The following is a 19,951-nucleotide window of genomic DNA, read 5'->3' as shown; positions in this document are numbered from 1 at the left end:
GCTAATTCTTACGCGGGGTTGCGGACAGTGCCGATGATCGTGTCGACGATGAGGAACGCCAACAGCGGCCAACCGAGGAGAGGGATAAACCAGCCGACGGCTGCCGCCACGACGAGAACACCCACAGCGACGGGCAACGGAAGCTCACGCAAGGCCCCGCGTGCAGGCGGGGCACCCACCGGGGTTGTCGATGTGCGACGTCGCCACCACGAGCGGTAGCCCAACACGATCAGTGAAATCAGCGCGACCATTGCCGCGACCAGGGCCAACTGGTTAATCCAGCCGAACAGGATGCCCATGTGCATGCTGATGCCCCACGCGGAGAGCTTGGCGGCCAGCGGCCAGTCGGCGAAACGACTGATGTCGACGACAGCGTCGCGTGCGGGGTCGACGGCAATCGAACTGGACGACGTCTGCCACGGCACCCGACGCTGTGACACGACGTAAGCGGTCTTGCTGTCGGCCGGAATCTTGACCTCCACCGCGCCGTCGACACCGTTGGCCTTCGCGATCGCGACTGCTCCATCGATACTGGCGACAGGGCTATCACCGACGGGGCTATCAGCGGGCGCGCCGGACGCAGGCGCAGCACCGTGGTCGGCGTGCTCGCCGGCGGGTGCCGAAGGTGTGTCGCTCAGCGAGGCGTCGACCGACGGTGTCGTCCAACTCAGTGCCGACCGGAGTTCCGAGACATGCTCGCCCGCGTACGTAGACCAAGTGAGCCCAGTCGCGGACAGGAACAACAACACCACCAGCACCCAGGTGCCGATGACACCATGTTTGTTGATGGTTGTCGCACGGCCGCGCGAGTTGGGAAGTCCGCGCAGTATGGAACCGGTACCCGTGGCACGTCGTCGCTGGCGGACCGTGACGGCCCACAGGATGATTCCACCGAGCGCCACCAGCCACAGCCACGACGCCGCCAACTCCGAATACAGTCGGCCGGGCTCACCCAGGTGCAGGTCTCGGTGTAAATGGTCGATCCACGTGCGCAACGGCAGCGCTGCCGACGAACCGTAACTCACCAATTCGCCGCGCAGTTCGAGCGTGACCGGATCGATGAACACCGCCAGTCGCTCAGAGTCGCCGAGCGCGGGGTCGTCGAACAGGACGCGGGTGGTGTCGCCGGCGTTGGCGGCCGGTTGGACGGCAGTCAACTTGAGGTTGGGGCGAAAGTCTTGCGCCGTGCGGACCTGCTCGGCGATCGATTTGGCCGTTCCCGGGGAATCTGAATGCAACTGGTGGCGATAAACCACCTGTTCGGCAGTGGTTGCGAGCGCATACAGTGCCCCGGTGACCGCCGCGATCAGGAGAAACGGGGCAATCAATACGCCAGCGTAGAAGTGCAGACGCCTAACCAGCCTGACAACGCCGACGCGGGTCGACGGGTCTGGCGGCGTACTTTTTGGGGTCGTCGAAGAGACAGAAGTAGACAAGTTTAGGTGCCTTTCGGTCAAGCAGAAATAGCGCGAGCCCATGGCGGGCACGCGAGTGTCAAAAGTTGGCTGCTAAACCGAAATGGGCGGGCCTCGACGGCCGATAGCGCCGAGGAAAAGGAGTGCGACCGGAGCAGTCGCCGGAGCAACTGAAACGGGAAAACTCGACGGTGGTGTCTGCGGTCGGAACTGCGGGACTGCCACCCGGAGCGCAAGTGCCGATGCCGCGCGTAGCAGCATTCCGGCACCGGTCAGGAGTAGAACAGCGGCGATTGTCCCTAGCGTGTGCATCACCGCCATGGGCGTGGAAACCAGGTCGTGGTGATGGCCCGAAGTGAGGACCAGGAGCACGTGGACCAGGGCTTGCCCGGCAATGAGCGCCGGGAGCGCGTGTAGGCGCGGTGCGGCAGTAACGGCGAGTCCCAACGCGGTCGATGCTGCGGCAATCAGCAGTAAGACTGACGTTTCCGGAAGCATGCCCTGGGCGGCCGCGTGTGCAGCGATACCGGTTAATGCTGACGTGGCACCAACGACGCCGCCGCGCATGCGCGGGAGCGGTGTCGGTGGAATCACTCGGTCAGAGTAACCGTGCGGCGTCGAAGAGTCGGAGTTACCCCAGGACAACGAGCCAGACGGCGATGTAGTGCAACAAGGCGGCGATAGCCGTGCAGGCGTGGAAAACCTCGTGATGCCCGAACACTCCCGGCCACGGGTCAGGCCAGCGGAGCCCGAACAGCACTCCGCCCAACGTGTAGAACAGGCCGCCGGCAACGAGCAGCGCCATCACCGCGATGCTGGTGTTCTGAAGCAGCATCGGCGAAACGACGACGATGACCCACCCGAGCAAGATGTAAAGGGCCACGCCCAACCAGCGCGGCGATGTCGGCCAAATAACCTTCAATGCGACGCCCGCGGCCGCTCCCGCCCAGACGATTCCGAGCACCCACCAGCGGGTTGGCGTATCCAATCCCATCACGCAAAACGGGGTGTACGTGCCAGCGATAAAGACGAAGATCATCGAATGATCGGCCCGTTTCATCGCGATACGTGCCCTGGGGGTTCGCCAGTTGATGCGGTGATACACACTGCTGGTTCCGAACAGTGCGCAGATGGTGACGACGTACACCGTCACCGCCGCGACTGCGGCTGCGCTTTGCAACATCGCGGTGCCAACGATGAGAACAATGCCCACCGAGCCGGCGATGAATGCCGAGTACTTGTGAATCACGCCGCGCAGGGTGGGCTTGAGTTCGACTTCGCCAATGGCTGGGTTCGTGGCAGAAAGGGCCTCGGGCATATAACCTACGGTACCGTAACTACGGCGGGTGATGTACGGCGAAGTTACGCCGCTGCGGTGGCACCATCGTCGTTGGCCTGCCTAGAGTTTCGCGGCCGCAACTACGGCTCAGCGTAGGATTGCACCTGTGAAACTGCTTCCAGATCGGCTTCGCGGCGGCATGCTGCACATCTACGAACGCCGGATCACGCAGCTATTGGATCCCGACCGCATTCCAGGCCATGTCGCGATCATCTGCGACGGCAACCGCCGATGGGCCCGCGAGGCCGGATTCGAAGACGTTAGCCACGGGCATCGGGTCGGTGCCCAGCGCATCGCCGACATGCTCGGCTGGTGCGCCGACCTCGGCATCGGGGCCGTCACGATCTACCTCCTGTCGACGGAAAACCTGTCGCGAGAATCCGACGAACTCGATGCACTGATGGAGATCGTTCCCGACATCGTCGACGAGATCTCCGATGTGGATGCGCAGTGGCGCGTGCGGATTGTGGGCAACCTTGATCCGCTCCCGAATGCCGTCGCCAATCGGTTGCGGGAGGCATCCAAGCGCACCGAGGGTGCCGCCGACATGATCGTCAACGTCGCGGTCGGTTACGGCGGACGGCAAGAAATTGTCGACGGCGTGCAAACACTGCTCCGCGAAGCGCTCGAACGAGGTGCCTCTCGCGAAGAGATGATCGAGGAAGTCACTGTTGAAGGCATCGACTCGCACCTCTACACCAGCGGTACGCCGGATCCCGACCTGGTGATTCGTACGTCTGGTGAGCAGCGACTGAGCGGCTTCCTGCTGTGGCAGTCGGCGTACTCGGAGATCTGGTTCACCGACGCCTACTGGCCCGAGTTCCGACGCGTGGACTTCCTCCGCGCGTTGCGCGATTACACGGCCAGGAATCGTCGTTTCGGCAAATAGGGAAGAAGGCTCAACAATGCGCGTCACGGTGGTGGGAGCGAGCGGACAGTTCGGTTCGCTGGTTTGCGATGGACTGGAAAAGGCTGGCGTCGAAGTGACTCGCGCACATCGGGGGACCGGCGTCGACGCCGTTACCGGTGATGGGCTTGCCGCCGCGTGCGACGGTGCCGACATCATCGTCGACGCCACGAGCACGATGGAACGCAGTGCCGCCAAATCCCGAGCTTTCTTCGGCACTGTCGCACGTCATATCTCGAAGGTGGCGCGCGAATCAGGATCCCAGGTGGTGTACCTGACCATCTACGGTGCCAGTGATCCTGTGGTCAACGAAAAAATGGGTCACTACCAGGGTAAAGCTGAGCAAGAACGGGTTTACGCCGAGCAACTGGGCGACAACGCCACCGCGATCGCTTCGGTGCAGTGGTACTCGCTTGCCGAAGCGTTCATGTCGATGATGCGCGTCGGCCCGTTCGCGGCCGCACCGCACATGGTGGCGCGACCGGCCGCAGTTGAAGACGTCGCGAAGGCGACGGTCGAATTGATTCTGGCACCGGTCAAGCCACAGCGACTCGTGGTAGCCGGGCCGGAGGTGATGGACATGGCCGACGTGGCGAAAGCGATCGCAAAGCACCGCGGTTCCCCAAAGAAGGTGTTTGCGATCACCATCGCAAAGGGTGTGAAAACTGGCGGCTTAGTGCCGCAGCAACCGGACGTCATTACCGCGACGACCCTCGAAGATTGGTTGGCCACTCGATGATCGGTACCAACTGATGGCGGCCGCAACGCCAGCGATCGCCGCGCTCGAAGCTGCCGGGCTGCCCTTTTCCGTGCACAAGTACAAGCACGACCGTCGCCGTGATGACTACGGGGACGAAGCCGTCGCCATCACCGCCTCGACGCTCGGTGTCGAGGCCGCCCAGATCTTCAAGACGTTGGTTATCGATCTCGGCGACGGTGCGCTGGGCGTCGCCGTGATTCCGGTGCCCGAAAAATTGTCGTTGAAGGCGGCGGCAAAAGCGCTCGGTGCGGCGAAAGCTCAGATGGCGCAGGCCGCGGCCGTCACCCGGTCAACGGGCTACGTGCTGGGTGGGGTCTCCCCGCTTGGGCAGCGCAGCAAGCTGCCAACGGTCGTGGATTCGTCTGCGCTGCACTGGGACTCAGTTTTGTGCAGCGGCGGTCGTCGTGGGCTTGAACTGCAATTGGCGCCCGCAGATCTGGTGTCTGGGACCGGCGCAGTGGTCGCCGATGTAACGGCCTAAACCTGCCCCAGAAACCTGTCCGACAAAACCTGCCGTCTACAGCTTGCGGAGTCGCACTCGATTGATGGCGTGATTGCCGTCCTTGCGGAGGACCAGAGTGGCGCGGGGACGTGTCGGCAGAATGTTTTCAATCAGGTTGGGTCGGTTAATCGACGTCCAGATGTCGCGGGCCGCGATCGTCGCCTGCTCATCGGTCAACGACGAATAAAAGTGGAAGTGCGACTCCGGGTTCGCAAACGAACCGGTGCGCATCTGTAGGAAACGCGAGATGTACCACTTCTCAATGTCGGATGTTTTCGCGTCGACGTACACGGAGAAGTCGAACAGGTCCGACACCGTCAGCGTGGGGCCCGTCTGGAGCACGTTGAGGCCCTCGACAATCAAAATGTCGGGCTGTCGGACTGAATGGACCATGCCCGGAACGATGTCGTAGCTGACGTGTGAATACACCGGCGCGGTCACTTCCGGTGTCCCGGACTTCACCTCGGTTACGAAACGAAGAAGTGCGCGGCGGTCGTAAGATTCGGGAAATCCTTTGCGGTGCATGATGCCGCGTTTTTGCAGTTCCGCCGTCGGCAGCAGGAAACCGTCGGTGGTGATCAGATCGACCTTGGGGTGAGTTTCCCAGCGCGACAGCAGCGTTGCGAGCACGCGTGCAGTGGTCGACTTACCAACCGCGACCGAACCGGCAATGCCGATCACGAACGGCACCTGACGATTTCGTTGCCGTTCGCCGAGGAACGTCGATGTGGCCGCGAACAATCGCTGCCTGGCCTCGACCTGCAGGTGGATGAGTCGCGACAGCGGCAGATACACCTCAGCGACCTCATTGAGGTCGATCTGTTCACCGAGACCCACCAGTTGGTCGAGTTCGGTTTCGTTCAGCACCATCGGCATTTTTTGCCGCAGGTCGCGCCACTGCTTGCGGTCGAGCTCGAGATACAGGCCGGGGTCGCGGTCATAGGGAAGACGCGCCATGGAGGCTAAGGCTACAGGGACCGCCACAAGTGGGTCGCCGGTAGCGTCTAACGCATGAGTGATCGTCGTAACATTGCCGATCCGGTAGTCGAATACTTGCGCCTTGGTTTGGCATTCGACCGGATCGAAGAAGGATTTGTTGACGCGTACACCGGTGACCCCGCTTTGCGGGCCGAGGTGGAGAACGCGGCGACACCCGATCCTGCCGAGTTGGCGCGCCGCGCACGGTCCCTTCGCGACGAGCTTCCCGCCGGCCTACCCGCCGACCGTGCCGAGTTCGTCAGCGCGCACCTGCGGGCGCTGGAGTGCTCCGGCCGCAAGTTCGCCGGGGAAGCGATCGGCTTCGTCGACGAGGTGGAAGCCTACTTTGACGTCCGTATTGGGCCCGGCGATGAAGCGGTCTATCGCGATGCGCATGCGGCGATGGCCGACGCGCTCGGGGTGCCCGGAGCGACGGGCGATCAGTTGCGTGGGGCGTACGCCGACTACCGGCGAGCCGACGAGATTCCTGCGGACAAGGTGGCCGCACTTATCAACGAGTTCGCGGGAAGTCTGCGGGAACGTGTCCGGCGGGAGTTCCCGCTGCCAGATGCGGAGGTCGTGGAGTTCGAGATCGTCAGCGATAAGCCGTGGTCGGGTTTCAACTACTATCTGGGCGACTACCGGTCGAAGGTGGCGGTCAACACGGATGTGCCCCAGTACATGTCGTCGTTGCCCGGGCTCATCGCTCACGAGGCTTACCCCGGTCACCACACCGAACATTGCCGTAAGGAACAGCGGCTCGTCGGTTCGGGCCAGCTCGAACACACCATTTTCCTGGTCAACACCCCGCAATGCTTGATGGCTGAAGGGCTCGCCGACCATGCACTAGCCGCCGCGATGGGCACGTCGTGGCAGGAGTGGGCCGCAGAAATTTATGGTGATTTCGGCCTCAGATTCGATGCGGAGCGCGCCCGAGCTATCTCGAACGCCGCGGCAGGCCTGATCCGGGTCCGTCAAGATGCCGCGTTGGCGCTGCACGACCGCGGTGCGGACATCGACGACGTTGCCGCATTCCTGCAGCGCTGGCTGCTTGTCGCCCCCGATCGGGCGCGCCAAATGCTGCGGTTCCTGACCGATCCGCTGTGGCGTGCGTACATCTCCACCTATGTGGAGGGATACGCGCTGCTGGGGCAGTGGCTCGACGAAGCAGGCCCCGTCGGCCCGGCCCGTCTAGCCCGGTTCGGTCGCTTACTTGACGAACCCCTCACCCCGAGCGTGCTTCGCGCCGAACTGACGAATTAGACTTAGGTCTCATGAGCCAGTTTTCCCAGTCCCTTGCCGACCTGGATCCCGATGTCGCCGCCGCGATGAACGGCGAGCTGTCGCGTCAGCGCGACACGCTCGAGATGATTGCGTCGGAGAACTTTGTTCCCCGAGCCGTCCTGCAGGCGCAGGGCAGCGTGCTCACTAACAAGTACGCCGAGGGATACCCCGGCCGCCGGTACTACGGCGGTTGCGAACATGTTGACGTCGTTGAAGACATTGCCCGTGACCGTGCCAAGGCGCTATTTGGTGCCGAGTTCGCCAACGTGCAACCGCACGCTGGCGCTCAGGCCAACGCCGCCGTCCTGCAGGCGCTGATGGAGCCGGGTGAGACGCTCCTCGGTCTCGACCTGGCGCACGGCGGTCACCTCACGCACGGTATGCGCCTGAACTTTTCCGGCAAGCTGTACGAGAACGCTTTCTACGGCGTCAGCAAAGAAGACTTCCGCGTCGACATGGACGAGGTTCGCAAGATTGCCCTCGACACCAAGCCGAAGGTGATCGTCGCCGGCTGGTCGGCGTACCCGCGCACTCTTGATTTCGCGGCCTTCCGCGAGATTGCCGACGAAGTTGGCGCACACCTGTGGGTCGACATGGCGCACTTCGCCGGTCTCGTTGCCGCAGGCCTCCACCCGAGTCCGGTACCGCACGCCGACGTCGTCTCCACCACTGTCCACAAGACCCTCGGCGGTCCGCGTTCGGGTCTGATCCTCGCCAAGAAGGAATGGGCCAAGAAGCTGAACTCGGCGGTTTTCCCCGGTCAGCAGGGTGGGCCGCTGATGCATGTGATCGCAGCCAAGGCGGTCGCATTGAAGATCGCCGCGAGCGAAGAGTTCGCCGAGCGTCAGGCGCGCACGCTTTCCGGTGCCAAGATTCTGGCTGAGCGACTGATGGCCGACGACGTCGCCAAGGCCGGTGTCTCGGTCCTGACCGGTGGCACTGACGTCCACCTGGTGCTTGTCGACCTTCGTAATTCGGAACTCGACGGCCAGCAGGCCGAAGACCTCCTCCACGAGGTTGGCATCACCGTTAACCGCAACGCGGTGCCCTTCGACCCGCGTCCGCCGATGGTCACCTCCGGCCTGCGCATTGGCACGCCGGCCCTGGCTACCCGCGGATTCGGCGACGCCGAGTTCACGGAGGTCGCCGACATCATCGGTACCGCTCTCGCCGCAGGCAAGGGTGCGGATCTGTCGTCGCTACGCGCTCGCGTCAGCAAGCTGGCCCTCGACCTTCCGCTGTACGAAGGCCTCGAAGACTGGGGATTGATGAGCGGCAAGTAGCCCTCACAACGACCTCAACGTCGTGCACGCGGCCCCGATCGGTTACCGGTCGGGGCCGTAACTCGATTAGGGTGTACCACGTGGCGAAATTGAGCAATGAGGACTTAGTCAACGCACTCGAGAAGGCGCTCCCGGAAATCGCGGAAGAGCACGCCGAGGGTGCCGTTTCGTGGAACCCGTCTGAGTGGGTGCCGTGGGACCTCGGTCGCAACTTCGCGTTCCTTGGGGGCGAAGACTACGTGCCGGGTGACTCCAAGTTGTCCGAGACCGCGATCGCTGGCCTGCAGGCGCTGCTCCTCACCAAGGACAACCTGCCGTCGTTCCACCGTGTGCTCGCCATGCACTTCCCGGTGTTCTCCGACTGGCGTCAGCTGGTTGGCGTGTGGACTGCCGAGGACAATCGTCACTCGATCGTCCTGCGCAACTACTTGGTCGTCACGCGTGCAACAGACCCGGTCGAGGCGGAGAACCGTCGCCGCATCCACGTTGTTGCTGGCTGGCGCCAGAACCCCGAGGCCATCGAGAACCTCGGCCCGATGGATGTGCTGGCACTCCTCGCCGTGCACGAGAACCAGAGCGTCATCTTCGCCGACAAGCTGATTGGCTACGCCGAAGATGAGAACCTGAAGCAGATTCTCGCCAAGGTCCGCACCGACGATGCCGTCCAGGCCGCGACATTCCAGGCGTTCCTGATGGCAGGGATGGTGGCCGACCAAGAGGCCACCATCATCGCTGTTGACAAGGCACTCGCCGAGATCGAGCACATCGGTTCCGACATCGCCGATTTCGATGCCGAGATGGACTTCATCTCCGACTTCGAAGACGCCTCGACCGATGCGTCGATCGCACGCAAGCTCGTCGACGAACTGAAGCTCGAGAACGTTCACGGGCTGAGCGGCGAAGCCGAAGAAGCCCGCCAGCGGATTCTGGCACTCGCACAGGGATAGTCTTTCTCCAGAAGCACCGGGCAGTCACTCGTTGAATGCCCGGTGCTTTTGCGTTCGCTTTCCGTGCGAGTTGCCCGCTAGGCGGTGAGCTTTCAGTCATTGAACGTTAACCGACACGAGGCCCTGGCTTCCCCGAGTCGTCGGGTTGCGCGGCGTAGGTTGAGCCGTAACGGGCCGCGGGGAAGCGGTTCGTGCGGGAGGTTCGAATCGTGAAACCCATCAGTGTCACGAGGGAGCCGGCCCTGGCTCTCGCCGTTTGGTTGACCGCCGCAAGTGTGGACAACCGTTAGGCCCGAGCTGACCGGCTACCGAAAGACAACGTGGTTCCGTGCGGGGCCGCACGGGCGCCTAGGAGTCCGACGTGACCGTTCGCACCTACGTCCTCGATACCTCCGTCTTGCTGTCCGATCCTTGGGCTGTGAGTCGTTTCGCTGAACACCAGGTGGTTTTGCCTCTGGTCGTCATCAGCGAACTCGAGGGCAAACGTCACCACAGTGAACTCGGTTGGTTCGCCCGAGAAGCACTGCGGTTGCTCGACGATCTTCGAATCGAGCATCAACGCCTCGACCTGCCAATCCCTATTGGCACGGAGGGCGGCACCCTTCAGGTGGAGCTCAACCACACCGATCCGGCTGTGCTTCCCGCGGGTTTCCGCAACGACACCAACGATTCGCGGATCCTCGCGTGCGCACTCAACCTGCGTGCCGAAGGCCGCGATGTGACGCTGGTATCGAAGGACACGCCGCTCCGGGTCAAAGCCGGGGCGGTCGGTCTCGCGGCCGACGAATACCATGCGCAAGACGTCGTGGTGTCCGGCTGGACCGGGATGGATGAGGTTGACGTCGCCGACACGGCGATCGACGCACTGTTCGCCGACGGGCTCATCGATCTGGATGAGGCCCGCGACCTCCCGTGCCACACCGGCCTACGGATGCTGGGCAACGGTCACAGTGCACTCGGTCGCGTCACCGAGACCAAACAGGTGCAACTCGTCCGCGGCGACCGCGAAGCCTTCGGTCTGCGCGGGCGTTCCGCCGAGCAGCGGGTCGCACTTGATCTGCTGCTCGACGAGTCCGTCGGCATCGTTTCGCTCGGTGGCAAGGCGGGTACCGGCAAGTCGGCGCTGGCACTTTGCGCTGGTCTGGAGGCTGTGCTGGAACGTCGGACGCAGCGGAAGGTCGTGGTGTTCCGGCCGCTATACGCGGTGGGTGGCCAGCAACTGGGTTACCTGCCCGGCAGCGAGTCGGACAAGATGGGGCCCTGGGCACAGGCTGTTTTTGACACCCTTGAGGGACTCGTTTCGACCGAGGTTATCGACGAGGTCCTCTCCCGAGGGATGTTGGAGGTATTGCCGCTGACGCACATCCGCGGGCGGTCGTTGCACGACTCATTCGTGATCGTTGACGAAGCGCAGTCGTTGGAACGCAATGTTCTCTTGACGGTGCTCTCCCGACTCGGTTCCGGATCGCGCGTCGTGTTGACCCACGACGTGGCACAGCGCGACAACCTCCGCGTCGGTCGCCACGATGGTGTGGCCGCGGTCATCGAGAAGCTCAAGGGGCACCCACTGTTCGCCCACATCACGTTGAGTCGCAGCGAGCGATCGCCGATCGCGGCGTTGGTGACGGAAATGCTGGAAGAGTTCGCACCGGGCGCGGTGTAGCGCGGAGACTGCGCATAGAAGTTCCCGCTCACGGGAGATGAAGGCAGAAGTGTCTTCATCGACCGTGAGCGGGAACTTTTATGCACGCTGCGAGGGACGACGATGAACCCCGTTGCGGACCGCGTTCATGATGGTCGCGAAGACGACGTCCCAGTTCTCCATGATGTCGATGTAGGTAAACCGCAGAACGTGATAGCCGAGGCTGAAGAGCCTGGTGTCGCGTTCCCTGTCACTTTGAAAGTGCTGGCGGTCGCCGTGGTACTCCCAGCCGTCGATTTCAATAATCAGATAATTGCCAACTAAGAGATCAACCCGCCCCACATCGCCAATCTGCACTTGGATCTGCACTGGGATTCGTTTGCTTCGCAGCCGCAATCGCGTGATGGACTCGGTGCCGGATTCGGCGCGTCCGTCACAGCGTTCCAGGAGGTTCTGCGTCGATTTGGGGGCATCTCGAAACTGGTAGGCGAGTTGATCGAAGGTCAGCAGTCGCTTATTGAGAATCGAATCGCAGACCACAATGAAGCTTTCATCGTCCAGGCATCGGGCCGCGTGACGGAGTGCGGTCTCGATGTCATCGATGGCACAGTACTCGGGCTCGGGACGGCGAAACTGCCTGCAAAAGGGGCCTTTCCGTGTTCGGACGGCGGTGACATTTCCGCGTACGTGGATGCCAGCACTGGCCGGAACCCAGACCTTGTAATGTCGCAGCGCTGACACACAGCTGAGAACTCCACCGCGCTGAACAGCCGTGACGACCTCGGCGGGCGGATCGCCGAGGCGATACCAACCCCGCCGCAATTGCGTGGCATGTCCGTCGCGGACCAGTCGCTTCAGCCCGGCCCTTCCGAATTCCTTGGAGAGAAGGTCGTATCGGTACACACCGGATGGAATCGACTGCATGATTCCGATGGTCGGAAACCGCGCCAGCGGGCGCTAGATGCGGCGTCAATCGTGAATTGATTCAGCATCTCTCCACAGATTTACCTGCGCCAATGCTCGACTATTTGTGGCGTAGGACCGAGACGGCGAAGTCGGCGTCGGCGTGCCAGGGCTTGATGTCCCAGGTTGATAGGCGGAGATCGAGCGTGAGGTCGGTTTTGGCCAGAGCCGCGTCGAAGTCGGCGAGTGCGATTTTCGCGACGTGGAAGCCGAGTGTCAGTCTGCCGCCGGGCGCGAGATGCTCCGACAAACGCTGTAGGACGAGTGCTTCGGTTTCCGGGGCAACGAACGCGATGACGTTGCCCGCGCAGACAATCGCGTCGAAGGTTTTTCGGGTGCCGTCCGATTCTCGGAGGTCGAGTTGCGACAGGTCGCCGAGCATCCAGTCGGGGCCCGGGTAGTCGGTTTCTGCGGCCTCGATGAGAATCGGGTCGACGTCCACTCCGGTTACCGTGTGGCCGACCGCGTGGAGGTAGCCGCCGACGCGTCCGGGGCCGCAACCCGCGTCCAAGATTCGCGACTTCCGAGGAACCATCGCATCGATGAATCGGGCTTCTCCGAAGAGATCGTCGCCGTTCGCGGCCATTTCACGAAAGCGCTGAACGTACCAGTTGCTGTGGCCGGGGTCCGTGTCGGTAATCCATCGCGGTTGGGGAGTCATACCTCCAGGGTAGGTGCCTAACGGACGCGTTGCGGAAAGGTGACGATGGTCTCTGACGGTGGCGAGCGGGCGCATTTGGCTGGCACACTGATGTGGTGCTGAAGTTACTGATGAGGCGAATGTTACAAGTGGGGTTCACGCTCACGGCTCTGATTGGCGCGCTTGTTGTGGGTGCCGGTCATGCCACTGCAGCGCCCCAAACGCCGCTCCCGACTGGGGTGGATTCCGTTACGACGCTGATCGAGAACCTGCTCAAGGGCTTGACTCAACCGGGTACCCCCGCCGTGCCCGGCGCGTCCGACACCAGCCAGATGATCATGGTGACCGCACCCGTCGCGTCGTCGACCACGGCAACCCTCACCGCATTCGAAAAGGATGCGGCAGGCAAGTGGTCGCCGGTCATCGGTCCGACCAAGGCATTCCTTGGTGAAAAGGGCATGGGGAAGGCGCAGGACAACGTCTACCGCACGCCGGAGGGCACGTTCCCACTCGATCAAGCATTCGGTCGTCAGGATGCGCCCGAAGGCACCAAGATGCCGTACTTCAAGACCACCACGCGTGACTGGTGGGACTCCAACGAAAAGTCTCCGACGTACAACACCCACGTACAGTCGGAGACGAGCCCCGGTGGGGACAGCGAAAACCTGTACAACACCGGACCGATGTACGACTACGCGGTCAACATCAGTCACAATCCGAGCCGGACGCCCGGCGACGCCTCGGCGATCTTCTTGCACGTCACCGACGGCAATCCGACCATGGGTTGCGTGGCTATTGAGCGCGAGAAGATGATCGAGATCCTCAAGTGGCTCGACCCCGCGAAGAGCCCGAAGATCACGATCGGCGTCAATGTCGATGCGCCGAAGGAAGCGCCAGCGACGCCAGCGTTGCCCGGTGCGGATCTACTCGGTGGGATTCTCGGCAACCTGGCCGGTCTCATCCCGAGCATTCTGGCCCCTCCCACGCCCTGATACCCAGGCACACAAGCCACATTGGTAAACCCGAGGCCGTACGCGATAACGCGTACGGCCTCGGTGTTTGTGGCTTATTAGTCAGCTAGCTCTTGGGGCGCATGAGGGTAAAACTGGTCGCGTGCGCGGCGTCGAAACCGTCGATCGGCTTGGTGAACGTGGCCACCTGATTGCGGGCCTGCTCGATGACCGGGGTTGTCGGATCGAGCACTTCCAAGTACTTGCTGTGGCAGGCGAGAGATTCGACGGCCGCTTCTACGAACCCGTCAACGTCGACCGCGTGGGTGCCGCCGGGACCATTCCAGTACAGCTGCGACGGTGGGCTGGTCATCTCGTCGTAGGCGTCGAGGAGCGCGGCGGCGAACTCGATGTGGTCGCTCTGGTTGGGGAACCCGGGCGCAAACTCGGCACCACCGTAGGTGCACAGAACGATATCGGGGGATACCCGCTCGATGACCTCGGTGATCTTGGCGCGGAGTTCCGGGGAGTTGCGCACTTGGCTGTCAGGGAACCCCCAGAACTCGACTTCGGTGACGCCAACGACGGCGGCCGACGCGATCTGCTCGGCTTCGCGTGCCGGGCCGGCAACTTCGGCCGGCATGCCCTCGATGCCGACCTCGCCGCTGGTTGCGAGGCCGTAGACAACGCGTTTGCCCTCGGATGTCCAACGGGCGATACCGGCGGACATCCCGTATTCGGGATCGTCCGGGTGGGCAACCAGGACTAGGGCAGTGGACCAATCACTCGGGAAAGTATCAAGGCTCATGCCTGTCACGGTACGCGGACTGCACGGGACGCGGGTCAACCAAACGGGGTAGAACTAACCAGAACAGGGCCGAACCAACAGAACAGGGCCGAACTAACCAATTAGTCCGCGCTGCCTTGCCGTCGCAACCACTTTGCTGCGGTTGGTGACTTCGAGTTTGTCGAAGATGTGAACGAGGTGCGATTTCACGGTTGCTTCGGAGATGACGAGGCGACGCGCGATCTCGCGGTTGGTGAGCCCGAGGTCGAGGTGCTCGACGATTTCCAACTCGCGAGGCGTCAAAGCGGTTTGGGAGTTGGTGACACGATTCAACAGGCGTGCGGCGACAGCGGGGCCGAGAACGGTTTCGCCTGCGGCAGCGGACCGGATGGCACCGATCAAGACGTCGGGAGCAGCGTCTTTTAGCAGGTAGCCAACGGCGCCGGCGCTGACGGAGCGGACGATGTCTGCATCGGATTCGTAGGTCGTTAGGATCAAGACCTGCGGTGGATCGGCAAGCTTGCGAATGGTGCTGGTGGCGTAGACGCCGTCGGCGTCGTTTTGCTCAGAGCCGTGCAAGCGTAAATCCATGAGGACAACATCGATCGAGAGTTCGCTGGCGAGTTTGATCGCTTCGGCCGCAGTGCCTGCCTCGGCAATCACGTCCAGGTCGGGTGCGGCGGATAGGACAGCGCGCAGTCCGGCGCGGACGATGGGGTGGTCGTCGACGAGCATTACCCGAATCATGCGGCACTTCCGATCGGTAACTGCGCGTGAACGGTGGTGCCTCCACCGTCGCTAAATTCAATTGACACGCTACCGCCCGCCTCTGACACGCGGTTTTTCATCGCCCGCAGCCCGAAGCCGGACCGGCCGGAACTTGACGGTCGACTGGGGTCGAGCCCAATGCCGTTGTCGACCACGTCCAAGTGCACTTCGTCCGGCAGATAGGTGATCGTTACCCGGACCTGGGTAGCGCGAGAATGCTTGACCGCGTTGGTGAGTGCTTCCTGGGCGGCGCGGAGCAGCGCGTTGGCGGTGTCGGGTCCGAGGGCGACGGCGGTGCCGTGGACCTGGACCTCCGCCGGAACCCCGAGCTCAGTTGCCCGCACCGCATGCGCTTCGACAGCCTCGGTGAGCTGGGCGGGTGCAAACGTGGGGGCGTCTAGCCCCAGCAAAAACCGACGGGATTCGGCGAGCGCGGCCTGTGCGGTAGCGAGGGCCGTCTGCACCTGGACCTCACGCTGGTTCTCGGACGTATCGGGACTCGTGGCCGATCTCAGGAGCAAAATGATGCTCGCCAAACTCTGGCCGGTTCCGTCGTGGATCTCTCCGCCCAAGCGCTCTCGCTCGGCGAGCACGCCAGCCTGGCGTTCCTTCTGCGCGAGCAGTTCTCGCGTCGTGATGAGATCGTCGACCAAGGCATCGCGTTCATCGACCATCTGCGAAATCCGATGATAGATCCCGGTCACGGCGACGGCCGTCGCAATGCCAATCGTCGGGCCGATGATGCCGCCCACCGCCACCGACGGATTGTGGAGCAGCGTGGCACCAATGGACGTCCCCGCGATCACCAATTCAGCGATCACCGATGCGGGTGCGCGCAGGAAGTGCCAGCACAGCATCGCGAGGACAAAGGCGATCCACACGAATGCCGGGCACAGGAAGGCCAACATCACCCACAGGGCGGTGAGGATCGAGACCCAAACGGCGGGGCTAACCCGAAGGTCGCCGCGGGCTTTCGCAATGGCCCCGTAGGCGTACCAACCAGCTACGACCGCCACGCCGACGAAGACGGCGGCCTTGCCTCCGACGGCGATTGGCGCAGTGCCCGCCATCGTCTGGGCGAGCCCGACGAGGAGCAGCGCCAGAAACAAAACGTGGCCGCCTCCTTCGGCGTAGCGGTCCGCGTGTCGTTCAAGAGTCATGCCTCCAGTATCACCACAGTTGGCCAGAACCCCGGCCGTCTACACCTTTCGATGGATACGGAGATGGGGTGGTGAGGCGATGTATCAGCGGTCGATTCCAGGAAGGCTAGGTGTATCGACTTCAAGGAGTTTGTTCATGTATTTGGGATTGCGCGAAATTCGCGCTGCGGCAGGACGTTTCGGTCTCATTGTCGGTGTCGTGGCACTGGTGGCATTCATGGTGATCACGCTGTCGGCGCTGACTGCCGGTCTGCGCTCGCAATCAGTTTCCGCCATTGAAGCGCTCCCGGGCTCGGGCCTGGTGGTGCAGCAAGACAGCGGTGGCGCCCCGGCGACCCTGTCCGACAGTGCCATCGAATCCTCGACCGCGTCGGAGATTGACGGCACCCAACTCGGTATCGCTACCTTGCGTGCCGGGCACAATTCGGTGAACGCCACCGTCGCCGCCTTCGGCCGCACCGACGTTCATGACGTGACGCTTAATCCTGAGGTCGCCAAGACTCTTGGTGTGCAGGCCGGTGAGTTGCTGAAACTCGGCAACGAAGAAATCCGCATCGATTCGATCAGCGATGTCGGCTTGTACGCGCATCAGCCTGTCATCGAACTTCCGATGAAGGAATGGCACAACGTGTCCGGTCGCGATGCGGTGAACGCGGTGATCGTCGACAGTAGCGTCAACGTGCCTGCCGGTCTGACGGAGGTTGACCGCGCCGGTTCGCTGAATATCATTCCGGGATTCAAGTCAGAGCATTCGTCGCTGCTCCTCATTCAAGGGCTGCTGCTGGTGATTTCGGCTGTTGTCGTCGCAGGCTTCTTCGCAGTCTGGACCGGACAGCGCATCCCGTCACTCGCAGTAGTGCGGGCCATGGGTGCCGGCCGCTGGTACCTCCTTCGCGACGGACTCGCCCAGGCCACCTTGGTCCTGCTGTCGGGCCTGATCATCGGTGCTGCACTCGGGTTCACCGCAGCCTCCCTGCTGTCGGGCATCGCCCCGATCGCCGTCGACTTGGGTAGCGGTTTCGCGATGCTCGCGGGCATGGGCGTCCTCGGCTTGATCGGTGCTGGCCTCGCTCTGCGGCCGCTGACGACTGTCGACCCACTTGTCGCCCTCAACCGTTAACCCACCCCTACTTGTTGATTGGAACCGCAATGAGCTTGATCGTGAAGAACATCAACCTGACCTACCCCGATGGTGATGGTGCCGTCGTCCACGCCGTCCGCGATGCTTCGCTGCACGTGGAGGCCGGTCGGACCGTAGCGTTGACGGGTCCGTCGGGCTGCGGAAAGTCGAGCCTGCTGGCAGTTGCCGGTGCCCTCATCCGCCCCGACTCGGGCTCCATCAAGATCGCCGGTCAAGAACTGGCTGGGCTGCGCGATGAGGAACTCGCGAAGGTGCGCCGCGAGCGCATCGGCTTGGTCTTCCAGAACGACAATCTCATTCCTGGACTCACCGCCGAAGAACAATTGTTGCTGGCCGTGCATGTGGCTGGGCGACGTCCCTCGCGTCATCGCAAGCAGGCGCACGAACTGCTGTCGGCTGTCGGCTTGGACGGTGCATTCGACCGCAAGCCGGGTCAGCTGTCCGGCGGCATGCGTCAACGGGTCAACATTGCGCGCGCGCTGATCAACGGCCCGGAAGTATTGCTGATTGACGAGCCGACCTCGGCACTGGATTCGACGCGCGGGGCGGCGATTGTCGAACTGCTGATCAATCTCGCCCGTGAACGCAACATCGCGTCTCTGCTGGTGAGCCACGACCTGGAAACGCTCAGCGACGTTGACGGGATCTTGCACATGCTCGATGGGTCGATCGTCGACGAAACGCACTCCGGACATGCCTTTAGTGCGCTGGGTGCGGCCGTCTAACACCCAGAGACACATGATGCCACGATCCCCGCTCCTTTAGTTAGACAAGGAGCGGGGATCGTGGCATATGCGACGAGAATCGAGACTAGATGTCGAATCGCGCGTATTCGCGGAGCTTCGACGTCTGGTGCACACCTTCGATGGTTCGGATGGTGCCCGACTTGGAGCGCATCACCAGTGAACGGGTGGTCGCGCCGTTGGGACGGTAGGTGACTCCGCGAAGCATGTCGCCGTTGGTGACGCCGGTGGCGCAGAAGAACGAGTTCTCGCCACGGACCAGGATGTCGTTGGTCAGGACTTCGTCGACGTCGAGGCCAGCATCAATCGCCTTCTGTCGCTCAGCCTCGTCCTGCGGCCACAGCTTGCCCTGGATCTCGCCACCCATGCACTTCATGGCGACAGCGGTGATGATGCCCTCGGGAGTGCCACCGACGCCCATCAGCATGTCGACGGTGCTGTACTCGCCAGCAGCGGCGATCGCACCGGCGACGTCACCGTCGGAAATCAGACGAATCTTGGCACCAGCTTCGCGGATCTCGCTGATGAGACCGGCGTGACGGGGACGATCGAGCACGACCACGGTCAGGTCTGCGACGTCGATGCCCTTGGCCGCGGCGACCGAGTTGATGTTCCACTCAACGGACTGCTCGATGTCGATGGCACCCTTCGCCGCCGGGCCCACCGCAATCTTGTTCATGTAGAACACGGCCGACGGGTCGTACATGGTGCCGCGCTCGGAGACGGCGATGACGGCGATCGAGTTGGGACGACCCTCCGCCATCAGCGTGGTGCCGTCGATCGGGTCCACCGCGACGTCGACCTCGGGTCCTTCACCATTGCCGACGACCTCGCCGTTGAACAGCATGGGCGCTTCGTCCTTCTCGCCCTCGCCGATCACGACGGTGCCGCGCATCGAAACGGTCGACAGCAGATCACGCATGGCATCGACTGCCGCACCGTCGCCAGCGTTCTTGTCACCTCGGCCAACCCAGCGTCCGGCGGCGAGCGCAGCCGCCTCGGTGACGCGGACCAGTTCCATGGCCAGGTTGCGATCGGGCGCTTGCTTCGTCATAGGTGAAACCACTTTCGTTGCGAAAAGAAGGTTGGATACCTCGATTATTTCATGGTCGCCGCTCGCGATTAGCTGGGGGCAGCACCAGACTGCGATAATTGCCCCATGGCAGAGAAACCAAGGATCCTCCAGGATGGCCGTGATCTAGTCAGGACGTTGATCCCACTGCTTCTGATCGCGCTCGTTGTCGCCGGAGTCAGCGGTAGTTGCTCGTGGGGCTTTGGTAGTTCTGCGACCAACCAGAACATTCCGGATTTTAATGTTTCCGCAGGTCTGCGGGCGGACGCCGACACCATGCCGTTCCCGATTCGGAATCCGGCAGTCCCGGCCGATTGGAAACCCAACTCCGGTTCGACGCAAGAAGTGGGTGCATCGGTCGCCAGCAACGTCGGCTGGATTACTCCCGACGGCATCTATGTGCAGCTGACTCAATCCGGTGCCACCGAAGAGCAGTTGGTTCGTAAGACGCTCGGCGACACCGCCAACGGCGAAGGCGTGCGACAGATCGCCGACCACCAGTGGGTGATGTACGCGGGTGACGAGAAGCGTCGGACGTGGATCGCCGATATGGGTGACGTCCGCCTGGCTGTGGTGAGCCGCGGCAACGACGCCGACATGGAGACGCTGGCTGCAGCTGTCACGAAGGCACAACCGCTGGCAGTCGAGCGCCCGGCACCGCGGTAGAGCG

The 19,951-nt window shown here is 62.8% G+C and carries 21 protein-coding genes; 11 read left to right on the top strand and 10 right to left on the bottom strand.

Features of this window, described 5'->3' with window-relative positions; translation table 11 throughout:
• Positions 1-8: 8 nt before the first annotated feature.
• Genes WBA38_RS09425 through trhA form a run of 3 tightly spaced genes read right to left on the bottom strand, consistent with a single transcriptional unit; the run spans position 9 to position 2,733 of the window.
• Positions 9-1,478 carry a PepSY-associated TM helix domain-containing protein gene (locus tag WBA38_RS09425; protein WP_424322553.1) on the bottom strand — a complete coding sequence of 490 codons (1,470 nt, stop codon included), beginning with the start codon at positions 1,476-1,478 and terminating at the stop codon, positions 9-11.
• Between the two features lie 30 nt (positions 1,479-1,508).
• Positions 1,509-2,009, bottom strand: a complete 501-nt coding sequence (locus WBA38_RS09420) for a hypothetical protein (RefSeq protein WP_424322552.1) — start codon at positions 2,007-2,009, stop codon at positions 1,509-1,511.
• 37 nt (positions 2,010-2,046) lie between these two features.
• Positions 2,047-2,733 (bottom strand): PAQR family membrane homeostasis protein TrhA, encoded by a 687-nt coding sequence (gene trhA / locus WBA38_RS09415; RefSeq protein WP_424322551.1) that lies wholly within the window; start codon positions 2,731-2,733, stop codon positions 2,047-2,049.
• Positions 2,734-2,860: 127 nt separating this feature from the next.
• On the opposite strand from trhA, the gene WBA38_RS09410 reads away from it, so the two are divergent.
• The 3 genes from WBA38_RS09410 to WBA38_RS09400 are packed head-to-tail and all read left to right on the top strand — an operon-like array spanning position 2,861 to position 4,902.
• The gene (locus WBA38_RS09410) at positions 2,861-3,643 is read left to right on the top strand and encodes an isoprenyl transferase (protein ID WP_424295639.1); all 783 of its coding nucleotides are present in this window, start codon (positions 2,861-2,863) and stop codon (positions 3,641-3,643) included.
• Between the two features lie 16 nt (positions 3,644-3,659).
• Positions 3,660-4,400 carry an SDR family oxidoreductase gene (locus tag WBA38_RS09405; protein WP_424295640.1) on the top strand — a complete coding sequence of 247 codons (741 nt, stop codon included), beginning with the start codon at positions 3,660-3,662 and terminating at the stop codon, positions 4,398-4,400.
• A gap of 13 nt (positions 4,401-4,413) precedes the next feature.
• Positions 4,414-4,902: a YbaK/EbsC family protein gene (locus WBA38_RS09400; RefSeq protein WP_424295642.1), complete on the top strand. Its 489-nt coding sequence runs from the start codon at positions 4,414-4,416 to the stop codon at positions 4,900-4,902.
• 36 nt (positions 4,903-4,938) lie between these two features.
• On the opposite strand, the gene coaA is transcribed toward WBA38_RS09400, so the two are convergent.
• Positions 4,939-5,880, bottom strand: a complete 942-nt coding sequence (gene coaA, locus WBA38_RS09395) for a type I pantothenate kinase (RefSeq protein WP_424295644.1) — start codon at positions 5,878-5,880, stop codon at positions 4,939-4,941.
• A 54-nt stretch (positions 5,881-5,934) separates the two neighbouring features.
• On the opposite strand from coaA, the gene WBA38_RS09390 reads away from it, so the two are divergent.
• The 4 genes from WBA38_RS09390 to WBA38_RS09375 all read left to right on the top strand — a co-directional run bounded on the left by WBA38_RS09390 (position 5,935) and on the right by WBA38_RS09375 (position 11,078).
• On the top strand, positions 5,935-7,164 hold the full coding sequence (locus WBA38_RS09390; protein WP_424295646.1) for a DUF885 domain-containing protein: 1,230 nt from the start codon (positions 5,935-5,937) through the stop codon (positions 7,162-7,164).
• 11 nt (positions 7,165-7,175) lie between these two features.
• Entirely contained in the window at positions 7,176-8,468 is a 1,293-nt protein-coding gene (glyA, locus tag WBA38_RS09385) for a serine hydroxymethyltransferase (RefSeq protein ID WP_424295648.1), read from the top strand.
• Positions 8,469-8,548: 80 nt separating this feature from the next.
• The gene (locus WBA38_RS09380) at positions 8,549-9,415 is read left to right on the top strand and encodes an acyl-ACP desaturase (RefSeq protein ID WP_424295650.1); all 867 of its coding nucleotides are present in this window, start codon (positions 8,549-8,551) and stop codon (positions 9,413-9,415) included.
• Positions 9,416-9,776: 361 nt separating this feature from the next.
• Positions 9,777-11,078: a PhoH family protein gene (locus tag WBA38_RS09375; protein ID WP_424295652.1), complete on the top strand. Its 1,302-nt coding sequence runs from the start codon at positions 9,777-9,779 to the stop codon at positions 11,076-11,078.
• A gap of 78 nt (positions 11,079-11,156) precedes the next feature.
• On the opposite strand, the gene WBA38_RS09370 is transcribed toward WBA38_RS09375, so the two are convergent.
• Both WBA38_RS09370 and WBA38_RS09365 read right to left on the bottom strand, forming a co-directional pair.
• Entirely contained in the window at positions 11,157-11,981 is an 825-nt protein-coding gene (locus tag WBA38_RS09370) for a DUF559 domain-containing protein (RefSeq protein WP_424322550.1), read from the bottom strand.
• Positions 11,982-12,081: 100 nt separating this feature from the next.
• On the bottom strand, positions 12,082-12,681 hold the full coding sequence (locus WBA38_RS09365) for a class I SAM-dependent methyltransferase (RefSeq protein ID WP_424322549.1): 600 nt from the start codon (positions 12,679-12,681) through the stop codon (positions 12,082-12,084).
• Positions 12,682-12,800: 119 nt separating this feature from the next.
• On the opposite strand from WBA38_RS09365, the gene WBA38_RS09360 reads away from it, so the two are divergent.
• Entirely contained in the window at positions 12,801-13,652 is an 852-nt protein-coding gene (locus WBA38_RS09360; protein ID WP_424322554.1) for a L,D-transpeptidase family protein, read from the top strand.
• An 85-nt stretch (positions 13,653-13,737) separates the two neighbouring features.
• Here the strand turns inward: WBA38_RS09360 and WBA38_RS09355 are convergent, their stop codons facing one another.
• The 3 genes from WBA38_RS09355 to WBA38_RS09345 all read right to left on the bottom strand — a co-directional run bounded on the left by WBA38_RS09355 (position 13,738) and on the right by WBA38_RS09345 (position 16,325).
• Positions 13,738-14,418 (bottom strand): PIG-L deacetylase family protein, encoded by a 681-nt coding sequence (locus WBA38_RS09355; RefSeq protein WP_424295657.1) that lies wholly within the window; start codon positions 14,416-14,418, stop codon positions 13,738-13,740.
• Between the two features lie 93 nt (positions 14,419-14,511).
• Entirely contained in the window at positions 14,512-15,144 is a 633-nt protein-coding gene (locus tag WBA38_RS09350) for a response regulator (RefSeq protein ID WP_424295659.1), read from the bottom strand.
• A complete protein-coding gene (locus WBA38_RS09345) occupies positions 15,141-16,325 on the bottom strand; it encodes a sensor histidine kinase (RefSeq protein WP_424322548.1) in 1,185 nt (394 codons plus the stop codon). The genes WBA38_RS09350 and WBA38_RS09345 overlap by 4 nt, the downstream gene beginning before the upstream one ends.
• A gap of 136 nt (positions 16,326-16,461) precedes the next feature.
• Between WBA38_RS09345 and WBA38_RS09340 the strand changes: the two genes are divergently transcribed.
• Positions 16,462-17,445: an ABC transporter permease gene (locus WBA38_RS09340; protein ID WP_424295663.1), complete on the top strand. Its 984-nt coding sequence runs from the start codon at positions 16,462-16,464 to the stop codon at positions 17,443-17,445.
• A gap of 29 nt (positions 17,446-17,474) precedes the next feature.
• Positions 17,475-18,191 (top strand): ABC transporter ATP-binding protein, encoded by a 717-nt coding sequence (locus WBA38_RS09335; protein WP_424322547.1) that lies wholly within the window; start codon positions 17,475-17,477, stop codon positions 18,189-18,191.
• An 85-nt stretch (positions 18,192-18,276) separates the two neighbouring features.
• Here the strand turns inward: WBA38_RS09335 and glpX are convergent, their stop codons facing one another.
• Positions 18,277-19,263, bottom strand: a complete 987-nt coding sequence (gene glpX / locus WBA38_RS09330) for a class II fructose-bisphosphatase (protein ID WP_424295667.1) — start codon at positions 19,261-19,263, stop codon at positions 18,277-18,279.
• A 105-nt stretch (positions 19,264-19,368) separates the two neighbouring features.
• On the opposite strand from glpX, the gene WBA38_RS09325 reads away from it, so the two are divergent.
• Positions 19,369-19,947 carry a DUF4245 domain-containing protein gene (locus WBA38_RS09325; protein ID WP_424322546.1) on the top strand — a complete coding sequence of 193 codons (579 nt, stop codon included), beginning with the start codon at positions 19,369-19,371 and terminating at the stop codon, positions 19,945-19,947.
• Positions 19,948-19,951 lie beyond the last annotated feature (4 nt).

Source organism: Gordonia sp. (in: high G+C Gram-positive bacteria) (assembly GCF_049647785.1).
Taxonomy (GTDB): domain Bacteria; phylum Actinomycetota; class Actinomycetes; order Mycobacteriales; family Mycobacteriaceae; genus Gordonia.
Note: the sequence above shows the minus strand (reverse complement) of the source record. Positions and strands in the feature narration are given on the sequence as shown.